The organism is Leclercia sp. J807 (assembly GCF_009734465.1).
Lineage (GTDB): Bacteria > Pseudomonadota > Gammaproteobacteria > Enterobacterales > Enterobacteriaceae > Enterobacter.
In genome coordinates this window covers 1,669,526-1,688,361 of record NZ_CP046446.1, presented here as the reverse complement: position 1 = coordinate 1,688,361, position 18,836 = coordinate 1,669,526, and the positions used below count along the sequence as shown (strand labels likewise).

Here is an 18,836-nt window from a genome sequence, read left to right as displayed (position 1 = left end):
TTTTAAATGGTGAATATTTTATTTGGCTTTTTCTGGCTTTTTATTTCCGTCTCAATGGAAGTGATTGCCACCTTGATGCTGCCGCAAACCAATACATTCAAAAATACGCTGATAACGGTTCTCTGCCTGATTTGTTACGCGACATCCTTTTTTGCCCTGTCGATGCTGATGGGCTGGATTTCACCGGTTGTCGCCTATGCCGCCTGGTCAGGAACCGGCATTGTGATGATTTCACTCCTGAGCAGCATCTTTTATCAACTGCGCAGCAGCGCCCTGGAAAAGGTGGGGATCGGCTGCATCGTCGCCGGACTCATCGTGATTGCGTTTTAAAGGATCGACAGTATGAATAGCAATCCCCTTCCACCGCGTGTGGAACGGCTGCGCGACGCCTTTTTACAGGCGAAGCCCTTTATTTCTGCCCATCGTGCCCTTAGCGTCACCCGGGTTTATCAGGCCAATCCGGGAATGGATAATATTCTGCTCAGGGCGTTAGCGTTTCGTCATGCCTGCGAGAACGCGCCTTTATATGTCGCCGAAAACGAGCTTATCGTCAGCCACCCTGCGGGCGGCGCGCGCGGGGGTGAAGTTTCGCCGGAAATAAGCTGGCGCTGGGTGGCCAACGAGCTGGATAACCTCCCTTTCCGGGCCCAGGATCCCTACCAGATTGACGACGAAACGAAACGTATCCTGCGGGAAGAGGTATTTCCTTACTGGCAAGGCCGCTCACTGGATGAGATGGCGGAGACGCAGCTAAAAACCGTTGGGCTGTGGGAGTGGTGTCATGACGATGCGATATGCGACGTCACGATTAAAACACAAAACGGCGGCGGTGACGCTTGCCCGGGCTACGACAATATTCTGCTGACCAAAGGGATAAAGGGAATACGGGATGAGGCAGCCGCGCACCTGGCCGCCCTCGATCCCGCCACCTCCGACGGCATCGAGGCGTTTAATTTTTATACCGCCGTGCAGCACACCTGTGACGGCGTGATGGCTTACACCCGGCGCTATGCGCGTTATCTGCGCCAGCTGGCCGGGGCCGAGCCCCGCCCCCTTCGCCGGAAAGAACTGCTGCATATTGCCACGATTTGCGAGCGTGTCCCTGAACATCCTCCGCAGCATTTTTACGATGCCCTGCAGGCTATCTGGTTTGTGCATTCGCTGTTTATGCTGGAAGAGAATCAGACCGGGATCTCCCTTGGCCGCGTCGATCAATATCTCTGGCCGTTACTGGAGCGCGATCTCAGTGACGGAACCTTAACGCATGCCCAGGCTGAAGAGCTGCTTTGCTGCTGGCTGATTAAGATGGCGGAAACCCTGTGGATTTGCAGCGAATCGACGGCGATGTATTTCGCCGGGTATCAGCCTTTTATCAACCTCGTGGTCGGCGGGCAGAAGCGTGAAGGCGGCGATGCCACCAATCCGCTCACGCTGCTCATTATGGACTGCTCCGCGCGATTAAAAATTTATCAGCCGGGCCTCGCCGTGCGAATTCACAATCAGTCGCCGCAGTCGTTTATGCGCAAGGTGGTGGATGTGGTGCGCGGCGGAATGGGGTTCCCGGCATGCCATTTCGATGATGCGCATATTCGCATGATGCTGCATAAAGGGTTCAGCTATGAAGATGCCCGTGACTACTGTCTGATGGGCTGCGTCGAGCCACAGAAAGCGGGCAAAATGTACCAGTGGACCTCGGTGGGTTATACCACCTTCACCGCAGCGATCGAGATGGCGCTGCATAACGGCCGCTCGCGCGCCGGGAAGCAGACAGGCCCCCACACCGGCGAGGTATCGCAGTTCCACTGCTATGAAGATGTCAAACGTGCGGTTATGGCCCAGTTATCCGCTATGGTCAGAAAGGCCGCGCAGGTCACGCTCATCGTGCAGAAACTGCATGCGGATCATGCCAGAAAACCGCTGATGTCGAGCCTCATCGAGGGCTGTATGGCAACCGCGAAGGATGTCACCCAGGGCGGCGCGTTTCTGAATGCGGGGCCGGGTCTTATCTGGACGGGGCTTGCCGACTTCGTGAACTCTCTGATGGTCATCAGGACGCTGGTATTTGAAACCTCCCGCTTCACGCTGCAACAGATTGTTGACGCGCTCGACCATAATTTTGTCGGTTATGAGGCGCTCCTTACTGCATGCCTGCGGGTGCCGAAATACGGTAACGACATTGCCGCCGTGGATGAGATTGCCCGCGAAAGCGTGCACTTTCTGGAAAAAGAGCATCGTCAGTACCGGATGCTGTATGCACCTTTTGCATTCGGCACGCTCTCCATCTCGAACAATACGCCGTTCGGGCTAATAACCGGCGCCCTTCCATCCGGTCGCCTTGCGGGCAAGCCGCTGGCGGATGGAATAAGCCCGGCCCAGCAGACAGATTATCTGGGCCCCACTGCGATCATCAACTCGGTCAGCCGAATCAATGTCGAAGAGATGGATATCGGCATGGTCCATAACATCAAGCTTATGTACGGCATGCTGGAAACGCCGGAAGGGCAAAACAGCCTTATCCATCTGCTGCGGACAGCCAGTATCCTGGGAAATGCCCAGTTGCAGTTCAGCTACCTGGATGATGAAACGCTGCTGAAGGCGCAGCAAAATCCGGAGGAGTACCGCAACCTGATGATCCGTGTCGCAGGATACAGCGCCTTTTTCGTTGAATTAAGTAAAGAGGTGCAGGATGAGATCATCAGCCGAACCACTCAACATCGCTTCTGAGCCGTCATCCGGCTGGATAACACATATTCAGCGGTTTTCGCTGCATGACGGACCGGGGATCCGCAGCGTTGTGTTTCTGAAAGGCTGCCAGATGCGCTGCCGCTGGTGCGCCAACCCGGAAGGACTCAACCCTGGCAGCGAGATCTTCTGGCATGCTGAGCGCTGCCTTCACTGTGGAAAATGTGCCCTGCACTGCCCGGCCGGCGTACACCGTTGGATGGATGGTGTGCACACGCTTGATCGCTCGCGTCAGTGCCAGGGGTGCAGGCGATGCGAGGAGCGCTGCCCGGCTGGCGCTCTCAATGTGACAGGGGAAAAACTGACCTCAGAGGCCGTTTTTAACCGCGTCATGGCGGATGAAACCTGGTTTCGTCAATCCGGAGGCGGCATCACCCTCAGCGGGGGCGAAGTCTGTACCCAGCCCGAGTTTGCCAGACAACTCATCCAACGAATTAGCGCTGAGGATATTCACACGGCAATTGAAACCGCCGGGTACGCCCCGTGGCGCGCCGTTCAACAGATCGCATCGGTTTGCGATTTGATTCTCTATGACCTGAAAAGCGCTGATGACGAGCAGCATAAACGCTATACCGGGGTGAGTAATAACATCATCCTGCGTAACCTTGAAAGATTATTGCAGGAAGATCGACAGATTATTATCCGTATCCCCGTTATTCCAGGCTTTAACGATAGCCCCGAACAGGCTGAAAAATTGTTAATGCTGATAAATTCCCTGACCTGGCATCGCCCCGCGTTCAAATTTATCGAATTACTTCCCTACCACCGTTTTGGCACCGGGAAGTACGCCTTACTTAATAAGGCCTACGAATGGAACGACTCTGCTGCAAAAGTAGAAAACTTCTTACAACATACCCACAAATATAACCTGCCGGTAAGGGTTTCAGGGGTAATGGTGGGCTAACGAAAAGAGGTAATCATGTTAAATAAACCAGAGAAGCGTGCTGACAAAAATAGTTCGGCTCTCGAACGACGCGTCGTTATCGGTACGCTCTTTTTCATGTTCGTGATTTATGCTGCACTGCTTCTGACGCAATTTAACTAGCGTGCGGCATCATTGTGCCTGTGACAGGCTTGAGTAAATAAGGAGTTGTAATGAAGAAAGTTGTGGCTGTAATAAGCCTGGTGCTATTGAGCCTCACCGTCGCCGGATGTTCAAGCGATTATGTTTTACAGAAGAAAAATGGTGAGATGATTATTACTCACGGAAAACCCGAAGTTGATGATGATAATGGCCTCATTACTTATGAAGATATCGCGGGAAATGAACATGCGATCAACCGGGATCAGATTATCCAGATGATAGAGAAATAAGGTAGCACAGCGGGCAGAGGGTCGGCGGAAACTCTGCCCTGCTTGCATGCTCGTTCAGGAGAGAGGCTAAAGAGGATGAAGAAGATCTTATTTCTTCTCCTCCTTTCAGGCGCGTTGATTATTCATGGCGATTCAGGCGCACTCTGGCAACTTCGCTCGGGCAGCCAAAAGCCGATCCACCCGGAAGCGAATAAGGTCGTCGTCGAGCCGGCAAAAATCAACGCCACACGTAGACGCTCACCCAAAAAACATCTCAGACGCTTCATTTCCGGTATTACCCGTAAACAACCGCACAAATAACCTCATCCCCCTCATGCTTACGGCCAAATAGGGGGCGCTTGTTTAGTGATCTTACAAAGTGAAGACAAAATCAAAAATATATCCAGAAGAAGAATAATCTGAATTATCCCTTCCAGAAAGGTGCGTTCCGTCACAGTGGCTACGCTTTAAATTCATTGATAAAGGAGGTCGGGATGACATCAGGAAACACCACTTCAAAAAACTACCCACAACCCCCGTTTGTGGAGCAGCCGCAGCAAATGCCCGGACTGGCGTCAGAGATGAAGCCAATCCCCGATCATGGCGAGACGAGTTATACCGGCTCGGGCAGACTTTCTGGCAAAAAAGCACTGATTACCGGCGGCGATTCCGGGATTGGTCGCGCGGTGGCGATTGCCTACGCCCGTGAAGGTGCGGACGTGGCCATTGGCTATCTGCCGGAAGAGGAGTCCGATGCCGCAGCCGTTATTGCCCTGATTCAGGCGGAAGGACGCAAAGCCGTCGCGATCCCGGGTGATATTCGGGTAGAGTCGTTCTGTGAGACGCTGGTTGAGCGCGCGGTGACGGAGCTGGGTGGACTCGATATTTTAGTCAACAATGCGGGCAGACAGCAGTTCTGCGAATCCATTGAAGATCTGACCACCGCCGCTTTCGACGCGACCTTCAAAACCAACGTTTATGCCCCCTTCTGGATCACCCGCGCCGCCCTGCGTCATCTGTCGGAAGGCGCGGTGATTATTAATACCTCTTCGGTTCAGGCCTTTAAGCCCAGCGAAATCCTGCTGGATTACGCCCAGACCAAAGCCTGTAACGTGGCGTTTACCAAATCCCTGGCAAAACAGCTTGGACCGAAAGGCATCCGCGTGAATGCCGTGGCGCCGGGCCCTTACTGGACGCCATTGCAGTCAAGCGGCGGACAGCCGCAGGAGAAGGTGCAGCAGTTCGGGGGAGATACCCCGCTGGGCAGACCGGGTCAGCCCGTGGAGATTGCTCCACTCTATGTTCTGCTGGCATCTGAAGAGTGTTCGTATGCCTCCGGTCAGGTCTGGTGCTCAGACGGCGGTACCGGCGTAGTCTAATTCTGTTGCCTTTATTTTGACGCGCCTGACGACAACAAGGCTAATTATAAAATCCGTTATCCGAAGCGGTAACGGATTTTTAAAGCTGAAAAGCCGTCCGGCGCAAAATTATCAACTATTCTTAGATCGTTGATTTTTGTTTTTTATTTCGGTCAGTTTTACAGCCTTCCTCGTTCTAAATGACATCATCCGGTCCCTGAAGGGCTTAAACGTTCAAGTTGATAATGTTTCCTGTTTTTCAATCAGTTCCTGGTTCCGAACGCAAAGATTAACTAAAGGACAACAGCTATGACTCACATTCATGAACACGCCACGGTTAACACTACGTATCCCGATTCGCGGCTGCCCATGCCTGCGACGAACAGCAGCGCCGTATCATGGGGTGCCATCTTTGCCGGCGCGGCGGCAGCGGCCTCCCTGTCGTTGATTTTGCTTATGCTGGGCACCGGGCTGGGCCTGACAACGATTTCGCCCTGGGAAAACCGCGGGCTCGACGCCGGTACGGTGGGTATCGCAGCCATCGCCTGGCTGACGTTCACACAAATTGTGGCGTCGGGCATGGGCGGCTATTTAGCCGGGCGCCTGCGTACCAAATGGGTCGATACCCGTACCGATGAAGTGTACTTCCGCGATACTGCCCACGGTTTTTTAACCTGGGCTGTCGCTGCACTGGTTTCTGCGGCGCTGTTTACAAGCACCGTGGGCGCCCTGATTGGCGGCGGCGCTAAAGTCGTGGGTACTGTTGCCGGCGGCGCTGCGACGGCCACGGCAGCTGGCGCGGCGGGTATGGCGAACAGTTCGTCTGAGGCACCGGGTTCATCCATGGACTATTTTGTGAATTCGATGTTTAGGGCGAGTAACCCTGCCACACCGGCACCGGCCGCACCAGCAAACGGTGCCACCGATCCTGCTGACCCAACCGCTGCACCTGCGCCTGCTCCCGCCACGCCAGCTGCACCTGCTGAGCCATTAACGCCTGCGCAGGTAAGTGAAGTGACCGGTATTTTTGCCAATAGCATCACCACCGGTACCTTACCGCAGGAAGATCGTCAGTATGTTGCCCAGCTGATTGCACAAAAGACGGGTATCAGTCAGCAAGAAGCTGAACAGCGTGTACAAACCACCTATGACAAAGCCCAGGCTAAATTAAAAGAAACGAAGGAGAAAGCGCAGCAAGCTGCTGATGCCGCACGTAAAACCACGAGCTATCTGATGCTCTGGACATTTATTGCGCTGCTGGCCGGTGCTTTTGTTGCCAGCCTGTGTGCGACCTTCGGTGGTCGTCAACGTGATTTATAATTCTTAATTAAGCAGGAGGTTTAAAATGCGCTCACTATTACTCTTCTTTTTAGGCGTACCTATTCCAATCATTATCCTGATTGCACTGTTCTTCCATTAATCGCTTTTTAAAACATAAATGCCCTGACGGGCATTTATGTTTTTTTCTTTTTTCACCACGCCTTCATTCAGCCACGCGATTTATCCGTTGCGGATCCTGCCATCGATTCCCGGCTGCGGTTTACCAAACAGATAACCCTGAGCGAGATCGCAACCCAGCGCCTGGAGACTTTCCAGCTGTTCCTGCGTTTCGACCCCTTCTGCAACCGCCTTCATATTAAGAGACTTCGCCATACCGGTGATCAGTTTGATGATGGTCAGGGCGTCGTCCTGGTCAGATATCGAATGCACAAAGGATTTATCGATTTTAATTTTATCGAAGGCAAGCTTACTCAGCCGCGAAAGGGAAGAATATCCCGTACCAAAATCATCAATGGAGATTTGCACGCCACGGGCTCTGAGCATGTTGAGAGTATTGAGCGGAGTATCGTTATCGGTAAAGAGAGAGGATTCCGTCACCTCCAGCTCCAGACGATTGGCCGAAAGCCCTGTCTCCTCCAGAATGGAGAGCACGATGCCGGCAAAGGCTTTGCTGCTGAGCTGGATAGGCGAAACATTCACGGAGATTTTTGCCGGAACCGCCCAGGTCGCCGCTTCCCGGCAGGCGATTTCAAGCACCGACCTTCCCAGTTCGTTAATCATGCCTGTTTTTTCAGCAACGGGAATAAAGCTATCGGGCGACAGAAGGCCCTTTAATGGATGCACCCAGCGAACCAGGGCTTCATAGCTGTAAATTTCCCGGCTGAACGAATCGACAATGGGCTGATAATAAACCACGAATTCTTTATTCGCTAAGGCCATCGCCAGATCGTGCTCAAGGGTTCTGCTCTCCTGCAGCTTTTGTAACATGATCGGCCGGAAGACTTTTATCTGGCCAGGGCCCTCTTTTTTGGCTTCATACAGGGCCAGATCGGCAAATTTATAGAGAAAGTCGGAGCGGCGCTCCGTGTCTGAGATAACAATCCCGACACAGGTGGCGATATTAATGATGGTGTTATAAATCGTGTACGGCTGGTTGATGGAAGCACATATTTTTCGCGCGCGCGAAACGGCGCTGCTCTCTGTCAAACCGCTTGAGAGAAAGGCAAACTCATCCCCACCTAAGCGATAAAGTGTATCGGATGTCAGGCTCATGGCAATCAGGCGTTCGGAGATCTGGCGCAGCAACATATCGCCAACATCATGACCATAAGTATCATTGATCTCCTTGAAACAATCTAAATCAAACAGCATTACCGTTACAGAATCATTATTTTTTTCTGCCACCTGAATGATTTTCTTTATATTTTCCCAGAAAAACTGACGGTTATTCATTCCTGTCAGCGAGTCATGGTAAACATCATATTCCAGTTGCGTATTCTGGATTTGCAGCTTTTCCTTAGATTTTTGCAGCTCTTCAGCAAGGCTTTTGACCTGAAGATGCGCCGTCAGAATATTTCTGTTCTGGAAGAATATGAGTACCCCAAGAATGCCGCTCAAAATGATGAGCAATAAAGAAGCGGCTGAATAAATATAATATAATGTCTGTATTTTAAGATTAGCTTTATTGATCGAGTTAATATCATTATCTAATGCACTGGATGACAGGCGGCTTAAAGGGGCATCAAGCAGGTGCATTTGAATCAGGTATGTCTGGAGCTCTGAACGATCCATTTTCTCAAGATTAGCGTCCAGATCTTTGAGAATATTTTCTATATTTACCGCCAGTTCATGATGGGCTTTATTGCTGGCGATATAGCGCCCCAGATCACCTTCTTTCATTAAACCGCTTTGGCTGAGCATAATGTCAAGACGCAGGCGCACGTCGTCTATCGTCAATGCGTCAATACCGTTGGCGTAAAGACCAAGCGTTGATTCGAATCGATAAAATTCTGATACCAGCTGAGCTGCAGACCATGAGTCCGTATAGTGCGTCAGTTTTTGTAGCTCTTGTTGCCTCTCGTGCACAAGAAAAGAGATATATCCCGTAGAGATAAATAGGAAAAAAATGATGCCCGCCAGTATCCTGTTCATGTTGCGCTTCTGAACTCCTACTCAATATTCATTTTGCTGACCTGCCATGCCGATCGTGAATAATAAATTTGATTATTCAGCTCGTGCAGGCTGTCATAGGGATACACAATGAATAGCGGGCCTTTGTCACGGATACGCATGTATTCACCGTTGACTTTCAAGGCAAGGATAACGTTGTATTTTTTGAAATCACTGAGCGGGATAACGGTGGTGTAGTCATTGAGCGCAATGACCTTAGCAACGGTGCCTTTTGCCCCAACGTAATCCATGATCTTTTGCAGCGGCACACCCGTAAAGGTTGTACGTCCATTATACCAAGGCGAAGTGGTCTGAAAACTGACCATCCCGAGTTTCTCAAGGCTGGCGACATCGAAAACGGCTTTACCCTCTTCGTTTGTATTTTGAATATTACCGGACAGGGTTAAAAGGGCTTTACCGGCAGGTTTGGGTAGTTCACCCGCCCAGGCATGGGTGGCAACCACAACGCTTAACAACATGACAATAAACCGCATACTAACCTCACCTATCTGCCGGATATGAAAGAATTATAATTTAGTTAACGTGCTATTAATATATGCTCCCTGCCTATTATTGCAGCAACAAAATCATTTATACAATAAATCATTAAAATCAATAAGTTAAATTTTTACTTCTTTTAAAAATGATTAAGTAAAGTCTGTACATTTATTTCAGTTAGGGCAAATTTTATTGGATCTGTACAAAAAATAATCTACCCACTTATATAATGCAATTAAACACACAGAAATATAAAGGTTTAAATTTTATCACTACTCAGTGAAAGCCAGATGAGGGCGGGAGAATCATTACCTCCTGCCCGTTCATAAACCGTTTTTTTCCGGCTGTTGCCGCTTCTTGTTATCGGCGGCGATAACCATTGCTATTCCGGCCAGCACCGCCAGCGTGCAAAGCAACATCCGGAGATCCGGTACCTCGCCAAGAAATAACACGCCCCCTGCCGCCGCAATACACGGAACGCTCAGCTGCAGCGTGCTGGCGGTTGCTGAAGAGAGCGTGCCGACCAGGGCATACCAGAGCACGTAAGCAACGCCAGATGCCAGCCCGCCGGAAAGCAGGGCCAGGATGATGCCGCTGGCGTCAATATGGACTGGCGCCTGTCGTATCAGGCTCACTACGAGAATAACCGGCAGGCTCAGGATGAAATTTCCGTTCGTCGTTCCCGCCGCAGCCTGGATATTTTTGCCGCGCAGCGAATAGGCTCCCCACGCGAGGCCAGAGGCCACCATCGTAATGGCCGCCGCTAGCGGAGGCGCCGTCGCGCCAGGAAGCAGTAAGGTAATAATGCCCCCTACGGCAATGACGATCCCGCAGGCCTTATAGCCGCTCAGTTTCTCGCCTTTTACCACGCTCCAGCCGATCATACAGACCTGGACTGCGCCAAACAGCAGCAATGCGCCTGTCGCCGTATTGAGCTGGACGTACGCCAGCGAGAAAAAGAGAACATAGGCGCACAGCAGCAGGGCGTCGATGATTTTCCAGCGTATCTCTTTCAGCCTTCCCCGCGCCAGATGCCAGACAAACAGCACTGCCGCTCCCCCCAGCAATCTCAGCATGCTGAAGGTTTCAGGATCGGCATGGCCGTTCTTCAGGGCAATGCGGCAAAGAATGGAGTTCGCTGCAAATGCAGTTAAGACAAAGAGAACCAGCAACAGCTTTTTCATACCCTTCCTGAGAGAGACCGTTCCGGACCGACGGTGGGATCGTGAGTTTGTCTATTCACTTTACTGTAAAACCGCGCTTTTGCGGACGGTCATCTCCACCGCCCAACGCAGAGATCAAAAAATCCCGGCGATATGGTTGCATAATAAAACCAAATGGCGCACAGTTTATTTAGTTTTATATTAAAACCACTCTCCCCCTTCAAGAGGTACGACAATGACTACGCAACGTTCAACAGCTTTGATTACAGGTGCATCTTCCGGAATTGGCGCGGTCTACGCCGATCGTCTCGCCGCTCGCGGTTACGATCTGGTGCTGGTAGCCCGCCGGGAGGCGCGTCTGCTGGCGCTGGCGGAACAGCTCAGGCAGCGCTATGGCGTGAAGGTCACCACCCTGACGGCGGATCTTACCGATGAAAGCGGGATCCGCGCCGTGGAAGAGATGTTGCGCAACAACGCCGCTATCGACACGCTGATCAACAATGCCGGTACTGCGCAAATGGCACCGTTCCTCGCGGGGGATGTGGCGCAGCATCAGGCGATCAACATGCTCAACACCACCGCGCTGATGCGTCTCACTTATGCCCTGCTGCCGCGTCTGGCGCAAAACAACCGCGGTACTTTGATTAATATCGCCTCGGTACTGTCGATCCATGCCCGGGCGGGCAGCGCGCTGTACAGCGCCACCAAAGCCTGGGTGCTGAATTTTACGCGCGGATTACAGGAGGAGTTTGCCGACAGCCAGGTACGTATCCAGGCGGTACTGCCCGCAGCTACGGCCACGGAGATCTGGGAGCTGTCCGGCATCAGCGCCGACGCTCTGCCCGCCGGGTCGGTGATGACCACCGACAATATGGTGGATGCGGCGCTGGCGGGGCTCGATCAGGGCGAGCTGATCACCATCCCGCCGATGCACGATCAAGCCCTGTGGACGCGCTACGAAGAGGCGCGCCTGGCGCTGTTTGCCAGCGCCCGCACCGGCGAACCCGCCCCCCGCTACCTGACACGCTAAAAATTGCGCGAATTGCCCCCTGCTTCAGGGGGCTTTTTAACAGGCGTCGGTCAGCGCGTTAAATCCCGAAATTTGCGGTATATTTTCCCTTTACCTTCTCTCACGTTGATAAAGGGATAAGACAATGCCGGTCGACTGTATTATTACTGCCGCAGGACTCTCCTCCCGCATGGGAACGTGGAAAATGATGTTACCCTGGCGCGAGGGGACCCTTCTGGATGCCAGTATCAACAACGCCCTGCAGTTTTGCTCGCGCATTATTCTCGTCACCGGTTTTCGTGCCCAGAAGCTACAGGCGCGATATCAGCACCGGGAAAATGTCACCCTGGTTCATAATCCCGATTACGAAAACGGACTGGTCAGTTCGGTGATAACCGGTGCCCGGGCGGTGAGCACGGATTACTGTTTTATTACCCCTGGCGATCTGCCCTGCCTGGACGGGGAGATTTACCGCCAACTGTGGGCATTACGCACCGGGGGGGCGATCTTGCCGCACTATCACGGTACGCCCGGCCACCCTGTTTTGATTGATCGCGCCAGCCTGCAACAGGCGATCTCCCGTCCGGCTATCCGCAGCATGCGCCAGGCCCTGATGCAGGGTAAACACCAGTGCGTGGCCCTCGATCGCCCGGAAATTATTTTTGATATCGATACCCCTGACGATTTCAGAAGCGTGCAACAGGGGAGTTAACGCTCCCCGCGTCACGTTATTATTATGCTGTCGCGGCTTTTTTTACTCTCTGGCATAGTAAAAAAAGGCCCCTAACCCAACAGGATAAGAACCATGCTTGAACTCCGTCCGAACTGCGAATGGTGCGATCGTGACCTGCCTCCTGATGATCTGGACGCGCGGATCTGCTCCTTTGAGTGCACCTTCTGCGCGACCTGTGCCGACACCCACCTTCACCATCGCTGCCCTAACTGCCAGGGGGAGCTGGTGCGCCGCCCGGTGCGTCCGGCAAATAAGCTGGTAAACGCGCCGGCCTCCACCGTGCGGGTTCATGCGCAAAAAAGCGCCTGAACCGCCTTCTGACGACGAGGGAAATTATGATCCAGCTGCAGACCATTCCTGCGCCACGTACCTTCACCGATGTGGCTCCGGTGTTGCTTACCGATGCCACCCTGCTTGAGCGCAAAAATAAAGTGCTGGCCCGCATCAACGAGGCGGGCTATGACGCCCTGGTGATCTATGCCGACAAAGAACACGGCAGCAACTTTGAGTACCTGACCGGGTTTGTGCCGCGTTTTGAGGAGGGTCTGCTGATTCTGGAAAAGAGCGGCGCGGCGACGGCGATCCTCGGCAATGAAAATCTGAAGATGGCCCGCCATTCCCGCATTCCGGTTACCCTCAGACACTGCCCGTTTTTCTCGCTGCCCAACCAGCCGATGGATAATGAAACCTCGCTGGAGTCACTGTTTCGCGAAGCGGGTCTGCATGCGCATGGCCGAATCGGACTGGTGGGCTGGAAGATGTTTACCGCAGCCGGGGCGGATAACAGGCAGCTTTTCGATCTGCCTTATTTTATCGTCGAGGCGCTGAAAAACAGCACCGATGCGACCCTTGAGAACGCCACACACCTGTTTATCGGCGGCGATAACGGCGCCCGCATCACCAACAACGAGAACGAAATCGCGCATTATGAATATGGCGCGAACCTGGCCTCGACCTGCATCCTGAACGCCATGAACGCAGTGGAGCCAGGGATGCGCGAAACCGAGCTGGGGGCGCGGCTGGCGGCAGAGGGGCAGTATCATTCGGTGGTGACCATTGCCGCCGCCGGACAGCGTTTTGAGAAGGCAAACTTCTACCCCACCTATAAAAAGCTGGAGCGCGGGCAGCCACTGTCGATGACCACCGGCTTTAAGGGTGGGCTGTCCAGCCGGACCGGGTTTGTGATTGCTGACGAGAGCGAGCTGCCGGACGGCCAGAAAGATTATCTGGATCGGGTGGCGAAACCCTATTTTGCCGCCGTCGCCAGCTGGCTTGAGCAGATTAAAATCGGCATGCCGGGCGGCGAGCTGTATGCCCATATCGAACAGGTGCTCAATAAAGCGCAGTATGGCTGGCATCTTAATCCCGGGCACCTTAGCGCCGACGAGGAGTGGATGTCCTCCCCCATTTACCAAGGCTCTGCCGAGACGTTAAAAAGCGGCATGATCCTGCAACTCGATATCATCCCCTCGGTTCCTGGTTATACCGGCGTGAGCGCCGAGGAGAGCGTCGCCCTGGCGGACCAGGCCTTGCAGGAGAAAATTGAGGCGGCGTACCCGGAGCTGTGGGCGCGGATTACCAGCCGCCGGACGTACATTCGCGAGGTGTTAAACATCAATCTGGCGGATGAGGTGATCCCGCTCTCGAATACCGTGGGTTATCTTCGTCCATTCCTGCTGGCGAAGGAGATGGCGTTTACCTGTTGAAGTTTGTTGGTGCCACTTTATAGGCCCGGCAAGCGTAGCGCTGCCGGGCCTTTTAGGGCAATCAACCTTACTGCAATGCTGCAAGAATGCGGTACGCTGCCTTGACCCGCTCGCTGTTGGGGTAACTTTTATTCGCCAGCATCACAATGCCGAGGTTCTTCTCAGGGATAAAGGCGATGTAGCTGCCGAATCCGCCGGTCGAGCCGGTTTTATGTACCCATGAGGCCTGCACCGGCGGCTGTGGAGGCGCGATAGCGGTGGCATCGCGGGCGGCCAGGGCATATTTATTATCGGCCCCCTGCTCCAGCGTCCGGGAGGAGACCGGCCAGTTGAGCATCTCCCAGCCCAGCCCCTGATACATCTCCCCCACCTGCCAGTAGCGTGACTGGGCAATCTCCACCCCTTTTTTCAGCGATGCGTCTTTAATGCTGTCCGGTTGCAGGTTGGCCTGTAGCCAGCCTGCCATATCCACGATGGAGGTTTTTACCCCGTAGGCTTCGGCATCAAGCATCCCTGGCGAGACGTGCACCGCCTTACCGTCCCGGTAGCCCCAGGCATAGTTCGCCTGTTCGCTTGCCGGTACGGTTACCCAGGTGTGGCTCAGCTTCAACGGCTCCAGCACCCGGCGGGTGAGCGCCTGCTCGAAACTCATCTTTGAGGGCTTGACCGCCAGGGCGCCGAACAGGCCAATACTGGCGTTGGCGTAGAGGCGTTTAGTACCCGGCGTCCATGCTGGCTGCCAGGTCTGATAGTACGTTTCCAGCGCTGCGGCATCGGTCACGCTCTCCGGTACCTGGAGCGGGAGTCCCCCTGCGGTGTAGGTCGCCAGATGGAGGAGGCTGATGCCCTGCCACTGCTTGCCTGACAGCGCGGGCCAGTACTTGCTGGCCGGATCGTTGAGGGCAATCTCCCCGCGCGCCACCGCATCGCCGCCGAGCACCCCGGTAAAGGTTTTACTCACCGAGCCCAGCTCAAACAGGGTTTGCCGGGTGACGGGCTTTTTCCCGGCGACATCGGCCAGCCCTTGCGTGAAGAAATAGGTCTGGCCCTTGTAGATGACCGCAACGGCCATGCCCGGGATCGTCTGGTCGTTCATCAGCGCGGTAAGCGTAGGTTTCACCGCCTCCGCGACCTGCGCCTCCTCCGGGGAAGTGGCAAAAGCAGAACCGGACAGGCAAACGAGGAGCGTACAGAGCAGGGATTTTTTCATCGTTATGATCTTTAGCGAAAAGTGAGAGCGCTATTTTGCAGGCCTGACGGGAAGATGTAAAACGGGCCCCCGTGAACCGACGCCCGTTCGCAGAAGACTAGTTATACTCTAGCGCAAAGGTGGCGGTGGTGTTTGCCCACCCCGCCGTCACGGTCGGGTCGGTCTGTACCAGCTGGGCAACAAAGTGGAAAGGCTGGGCGCTGGCCGCATTTGTCGCGGTTACCTGTCCCAGACCCGGCAGGTTTCCGGCCTCGTTGATGTGCAGGGCGGTTCCCGCGACCGGTGCACTGGCGCCATTATTGCCGTAGCTCAGCCTGACCCCCACGCCGCTGGCGCTCGACGGCGACGGGGTAATGGCCAGCGTATCGGTGACGCCGGTGGCGGCTGGGGTGCCGAAAAAGCCAATTTTGATCTGCGCCGGCTGCGAACAATAGACCGGAATGGTCAATGTCTTCGCCGTTCCCGCCGTCTGCCCCACTCCTTTAAAATCGGCGCGGTTAACCTTGCCTAAATCGACAAAAATGGCCGGGGTGGTGACATTGCAACTGCCCACCGCGCCGATATCCACGTTCATCGCCGTCAGGTCGGCGCTGATGGGCGTGCCGGTTGTGCCTGAGCCGGGAATATCGACATAGAGTTTACCGACCGCCCCCAACGGCGAGGCGTTGGTGTGGTTGCCGCTGACCAGGCTGACGTTGCCGGTTTTAAAGAAGGTAATAAACGCCTTCACCACGATATGTTCCTGGTGCAGCAGCGCGGGATTCTCGCTGCTGTTACAGACCTCCGTCTCATGCATACCGGAGCCATCCAGGTAGTGGATCGGCCCGCCGTTACACTGAAAGCCCAGGGCATAGCCGATACCCGGAATGGCCGACTCAAACACCATTCGGCCATTGATGAAGGTCTCATTCCCGGTGCGCTCCTGTTCATATTTCACCGCTATCGCCCCGGCCTGCCGGGCCTCCTGATCGCAGCTAAAACGAAACCCGCTGCCGCTGTCGGCCATGATGCTGGTCATCTGGGTGTTGTTACGCAGCGAAGGCAGGTATTTGATGTTCTGAACGTTAATCGTCATCTGGCCGGTATCGCCATTGCAGGCTGCCGCCCATACGCCAGGGCTGAACAGCCCGGCGACCGTCAGAAGTAAACAGACTAACCGCATGGTTAATATCCTCATTGTGATAAACAGGCTGCCTCAATACGCTTTACCGCATCCGGCTGGTCGGCGGCGATGTGGAAAGGCAGCGTGCAGCGGTGGGCCTCCCCTCTGTCATTCCAGTTCACCTCCAGGGTGCCGGTATCCGGAATACCGCTCAGGTAGACCGTTCCGCCGTCGGCCACCATGCCGGTGGCGGCGTTGCGATCGCCAGCCAGCTGGGCGCTGGCGCCAAACGGCACTGGCCCCGAACGATCATGTAGGGTAAACAGCACGCGATGGCCGATATGGGTCCGGAAGTTTGCCTCGACCACCGCCCCACCGCCGGGGATCACCGTCGCGCCGAACTGTTCGACGTCGGTGTCGCTGGTCATCGATTCGGTATCAAGGGTAATGACGTTTTTGTGCCAGGCCGTCAGCGCAGGCACCACCGCGTAACCCCGCCAGTCGGTATGAACGTTGCTGCCGTTCTGAACAGCCACGTTGACCGCTCCCGGTGCACGCACGATGGCAAAGCTGTCGCCCAGACTCTGCCCCAATGTGATGCCATGCGGGTGCGCGACGATGGAGCCCGACGCCCCCCAGGTGATCTGGCTGCTGTCGCGATCGTGTCGATAACCCAGCTGCGCCTGACCATAGCCGCCGTGGTAGTCGAGGGATGCGCCGCTGTTACTCCCCTGCCCCTGGCTGGCGTAGCCCTGTTGCACGGCGTAGTAGAGATTCGCGCTCTTCGGCACCGAGCCATACATCGACACCTGGTGCGAGGTATAGCCGCGATTATCCGACGAGGTGGTGTAGCTCACCGAACTGCTGGCAAGCGCCCCCCCTAGCGGAATGGTGATATTGAAGGACCAGGAGCGATCGGGATTATTGTGTCCGCTGGACTGGGTGTAGTAGTAGCCCAGCCCCCAGGAGATCCCTTTCCAGGCGCTGTAAAAACCGGCATGGAGCGTTTTGTCGCTGCTCTGGTTGTGCCAGTAATCCTGAACGTAAGCGGACAACGACAGGTTACCCATCTCGCCGAGGGTCTGGCTGATGGCAACCTCTTCCCGGGTGCGTTTGTTATCCACCAGCCCGTAACGTTTCTCCAGCCTCATCGCCTCACTGAAGTCGTAAAACCCGCTGGAGGAGTAGCGGTAGCTGGCGAGGCTGAACGAGGTTCCCACCCGGGCAAAACTTTTCTGATACTGCGCCCGCAGGGAGTGGCCGCGGTAGCGCTTGCCGGAAGGGGTGGTGGTGCCCGCCAGCGTCACGTCGGTGCCAAGCGAACCCAGCTCCCCTAAGCTATGTCCCACCCCAAGTGCCAGCGCGTGATAATCGTCGGCCAGTTGCGTGCCACCAAAAAGGGTAAAGGCTGCCGGTAAACCGTAAAACAACGTGCTCTGGATAAACGCCGGGGTGCGGCTCTCATGCTTGCCTGCGTGAAAGCGCCCGGCGCTGAGGCTGTATTTTATCCGCTCCTCCCGCAGCATAAACGGCACCGACGAGAACGGCTGGGTAAAGGTGCGCTCCGAACCGTCGCTCTCCTTCACGTTGACCTCCAGGTCGCCGCTCTGCGCGGTCGGGTAGAGATCCTTAATGGCAAACGCCCCCGGCGAGACGTAGGTTTCGTAGATCACGTAGCCATGCTGGGAGATGGTCACTTTGGCGTTACTGTGGGCGACGCCGCGGATCACCGGGGCAAAACCGCGCTGGCTGTCCGGGAGCATCTCTTCATTTGACATCAGCTGGACGCCGCGAAACTGCACGCTGTCAAACACCTCCCCGCTGGTGTAGGTATCCCCAATCCGCAGCTGGCTTTTCAGCGGGGTGACGTCCCGTTGCAGGTATGTACTGAGCGACTGCCAGCGCCGGGTGGAGTCATACTGCATGGATGAGGTATTGCGCAACCGCCACGGCCCGAGGTTCACCCCGCTGCGCAGGTTGAGAAAGGTGGAGCGACCGTTATGGGTGGATTGCCCGGTTTGCGCGCCGGAGAGCGTGTAATCGACAAACGCCGCCGGTATCCCCTCATCCCAGCGTGCGGGATCAATATCCCCCTCGCGCTGAACGTTCATTGCCGCCTGGGGAATACTCAGGTTCAGCCGCTGGGTCGGGAAGTCGAACCGGCTGCTGGCGTCGGGGATGTACTGGTCGATACGGGTGAAGGTCTCCCCGTCGTGCAGACGTTCAAATGAGGAGAACGCGCTAACGTTGACGCCATATTCCGCTAGCTGGGCCGCCGTCAGCACCGGTGCAAGGGTGCCATTCTCCTCCACGAAGGTGATATTCCCCTCGCTGACCTGCTGGTCATTGACCCAGATGGTGACCGGCCACGTGCCGGGCTGCTGCCCGCCCGCGGTGGCAAAATAGTGCAGATCGGCAGTTTTTTGCTGCGGTGAGCTCAGCTCCAGCGCCGCCGGATCGAAGTAATCTTCTGCCCGCACCATCCCGGGCCTCGAGAGCATCAACAGCGCAGTGGGGAGCGTTGCCAGCAGTAACGCACCGTCGCGGCGTGAAGTGTTCGTTTTCACCCTCG

The 18,836-nt window shown here is 55.1% G+C and carries 17 protein-coding genes; 11 read left to right on the top strand and 6 right to left on the bottom strand.

Translation table 11 applies throughout. The annotated features are described in order from the left end of the window. Positions 1-6 precede the first annotated feature (6 nt). From GNG26_RS07800 to GNG26_RS07770, 7 genes are all read left to right on the top strand, one after another. On the top strand, positions 7-330 hold the full coding sequence (locus GNG26_RS07800; RefSeq protein WP_114315392.1) for a multidrug efflux SMR transporter: 324 nt from the start codon (positions 7-9) through the stop codon (positions 328-330). Positions 331-342: 12 nt separating this feature from the next. Further along, the gene (gene cutC, locus GNG26_RS07795; protein WP_156238348.1) at positions 343-2,724 is read left to right on the top strand and encodes a choline trimethylamine-lyase; all 2,382 of its coding nucleotides are present in this window, start codon (positions 343-345) and stop codon (positions 2,722-2,724) included. After that, positions 2,687-3,646 carry a glycyl-radical enzyme activating protein gene (locus GNG26_RS07790; protein ID WP_156238347.1) on the top strand — a complete coding sequence of 320 codons (960 nt, stop codon included), beginning with the start codon at positions 2,687-2,689 and terminating at the stop codon, positions 3,644-3,646. The genes cutC and GNG26_RS07790 overlap by 38 nt, the downstream gene beginning before the upstream one ends. A gap of 191 nt (positions 3,647-3,837) precedes the next feature. Beyond that, complete coding sequence (locus GNG26_RS07785) at positions 3,838-4,056, top strand: YgdI/YgdR family lipoprotein (RefSeq protein WP_103178994.1); 219 nt, start codon at positions 3,838-3,840, stop codon at positions 4,054-4,056. Positions 4,057-4,131: 75 nt separating this feature from the next. Then, on the top strand, positions 4,132-4,356 hold the full coding sequence (locus GNG26_RS07780; protein ID WP_156238346.1) for a hypothetical protein: 225 nt from the start codon (positions 4,132-4,134) through the stop codon (positions 4,354-4,356). Between the two features lie 173 nt (positions 4,357-4,529). Further along, positions 4,530-5,414: an SDR family oxidoreductase gene (locus tag GNG26_RS07775; RefSeq protein WP_156238345.1), complete on the top strand. Its 885-nt coding sequence runs from the start codon at positions 4,530-4,532 to the stop codon at positions 5,412-5,414. Positions 5,415-5,702: 288 nt separating this feature from the next. Further along, positions 5,703-6,713, top strand: a complete 1,011-nt coding sequence (locus GNG26_RS07770; RefSeq protein ID WP_156238344.1) for a hypothetical protein — start codon at positions 5,703-5,705, stop codon at positions 6,711-6,713. A 180-nt stretch (positions 6,714-6,893) separates the two neighbouring features. On the opposite strand, the gene GNG26_RS07765 is transcribed toward GNG26_RS07770, so the two are convergent. The 3 genes from GNG26_RS07765 to GNG26_RS07755 all read right to left on the bottom strand — a co-directional run bounded on the left by GNG26_RS07765 (position 6,894) and on the right by GNG26_RS07755 (position 10,525). Continuing rightward, positions 6,894-8,825, bottom strand: coding sequence for a bifunctional diguanylate cyclase/phosphodiesterase (locus tag GNG26_RS07765; protein WP_156238343.1), 1,932 nt, complete (start codon positions 8,823-8,825; stop codon positions 6,894-6,896). Between the two features lie 17 nt (positions 8,826-8,842). After that, positions 8,843-9,337, bottom strand: a complete 495-nt coding sequence (locus GNG26_RS07760) for a molybdopterin-dependent oxidoreductase (protein ID WP_103823629.1) — start codon at positions 9,335-9,337, stop codon at positions 8,843-8,845. 327 nt (positions 9,338-9,664) lie between these two features. After that, positions 9,665-10,525 carry a DMT family transporter gene (locus GNG26_RS07755; protein WP_103823628.1) on the bottom strand — a complete coding sequence of 287 codons (861 nt, stop codon included), beginning with the start codon at positions 10,523-10,525 and terminating at the stop codon, positions 9,665-9,667. Between the two features lie 214 nt (positions 10,526-10,739). On the opposite strand from GNG26_RS07755, the gene GNG26_RS07750 reads away from it, so the two are divergent. The 4 genes from GNG26_RS07750 (at position 10,740) to GNG26_RS07735 (ending at position 13,952) form a co-directional block, all read left to right on the top strand. Next, positions 10,740-11,534 (top strand): SDR family oxidoreductase, encoded by a 795-nt coding sequence (locus tag GNG26_RS07750; protein ID WP_156238342.1) that lies wholly within the window; start codon positions 10,740-10,742, stop codon positions 11,532-11,534. A 124-nt stretch (positions 11,535-11,658) separates the two neighbouring features. Further along, a complete protein-coding gene (locus tag GNG26_RS07745; protein ID WP_156238341.1) occupies positions 11,659-12,225 on the top strand; it encodes an NTP transferase domain-containing protein in 567 nt (188 codons plus the stop codon). Positions 12,226-12,318: 93 nt separating this feature from the next. Continuing rightward, a complete protein-coding gene (locus GNG26_RS07740) occupies positions 12,319-12,555 on the top strand; it encodes a DUF1272 domain-containing protein (protein ID WP_103823625.1) in 237 nt (78 codons plus the stop codon). A gap of 26 nt (positions 12,556-12,581) precedes the next feature. Continuing rightward, positions 12,582-13,952: a Xaa-Pro peptidase family protein gene (locus GNG26_RS07735; protein WP_156238340.1), complete on the top strand. Its 1,371-nt coding sequence runs from the start codon at positions 12,582-12,584 to the stop codon at positions 13,950-13,952. 67 nt (positions 13,953-14,019) lie between these two features. Here the strand turns inward: GNG26_RS07735 and ampC are convergent, their stop codons facing one another. The 3 genes from ampC to GNG26_RS07720 all read right to left on the bottom strand — a co-directional run bounded on the left by ampC (position 14,020) and on the right by GNG26_RS07720 (position 18,765). Then, complete coding sequence (gene ampC / locus GNG26_RS07730) at positions 14,020-15,162, bottom strand: CMY2/MIR/ACT/EC family class C beta-lactamase (RefSeq protein WP_156238339.1); 1,143 nt, start codon at positions 15,160-15,162, stop codon at positions 14,020-14,022. 97 nt (positions 15,163-15,259) lie between these two features. Further along, positions 15,260-16,324, bottom strand: coding sequence for a fimbrial protein (locus GNG26_RS07725; protein WP_103823622.1), 1,065 nt, complete (start codon positions 16,322-16,324; stop codon positions 15,260-15,262). Between the two features lie 11 nt (positions 16,325-16,335). Next, positions 16,336-18,765 (bottom strand): fimbria/pilus outer membrane usher protein, encoded by a 2,430-nt coding sequence (locus GNG26_RS07720; protein ID WP_156240152.1) that lies wholly within the window; start codon positions 18,763-18,765, stop codon positions 16,336-16,338. Positions 18,766-18,836: the final 71 nt, after the last annotated feature.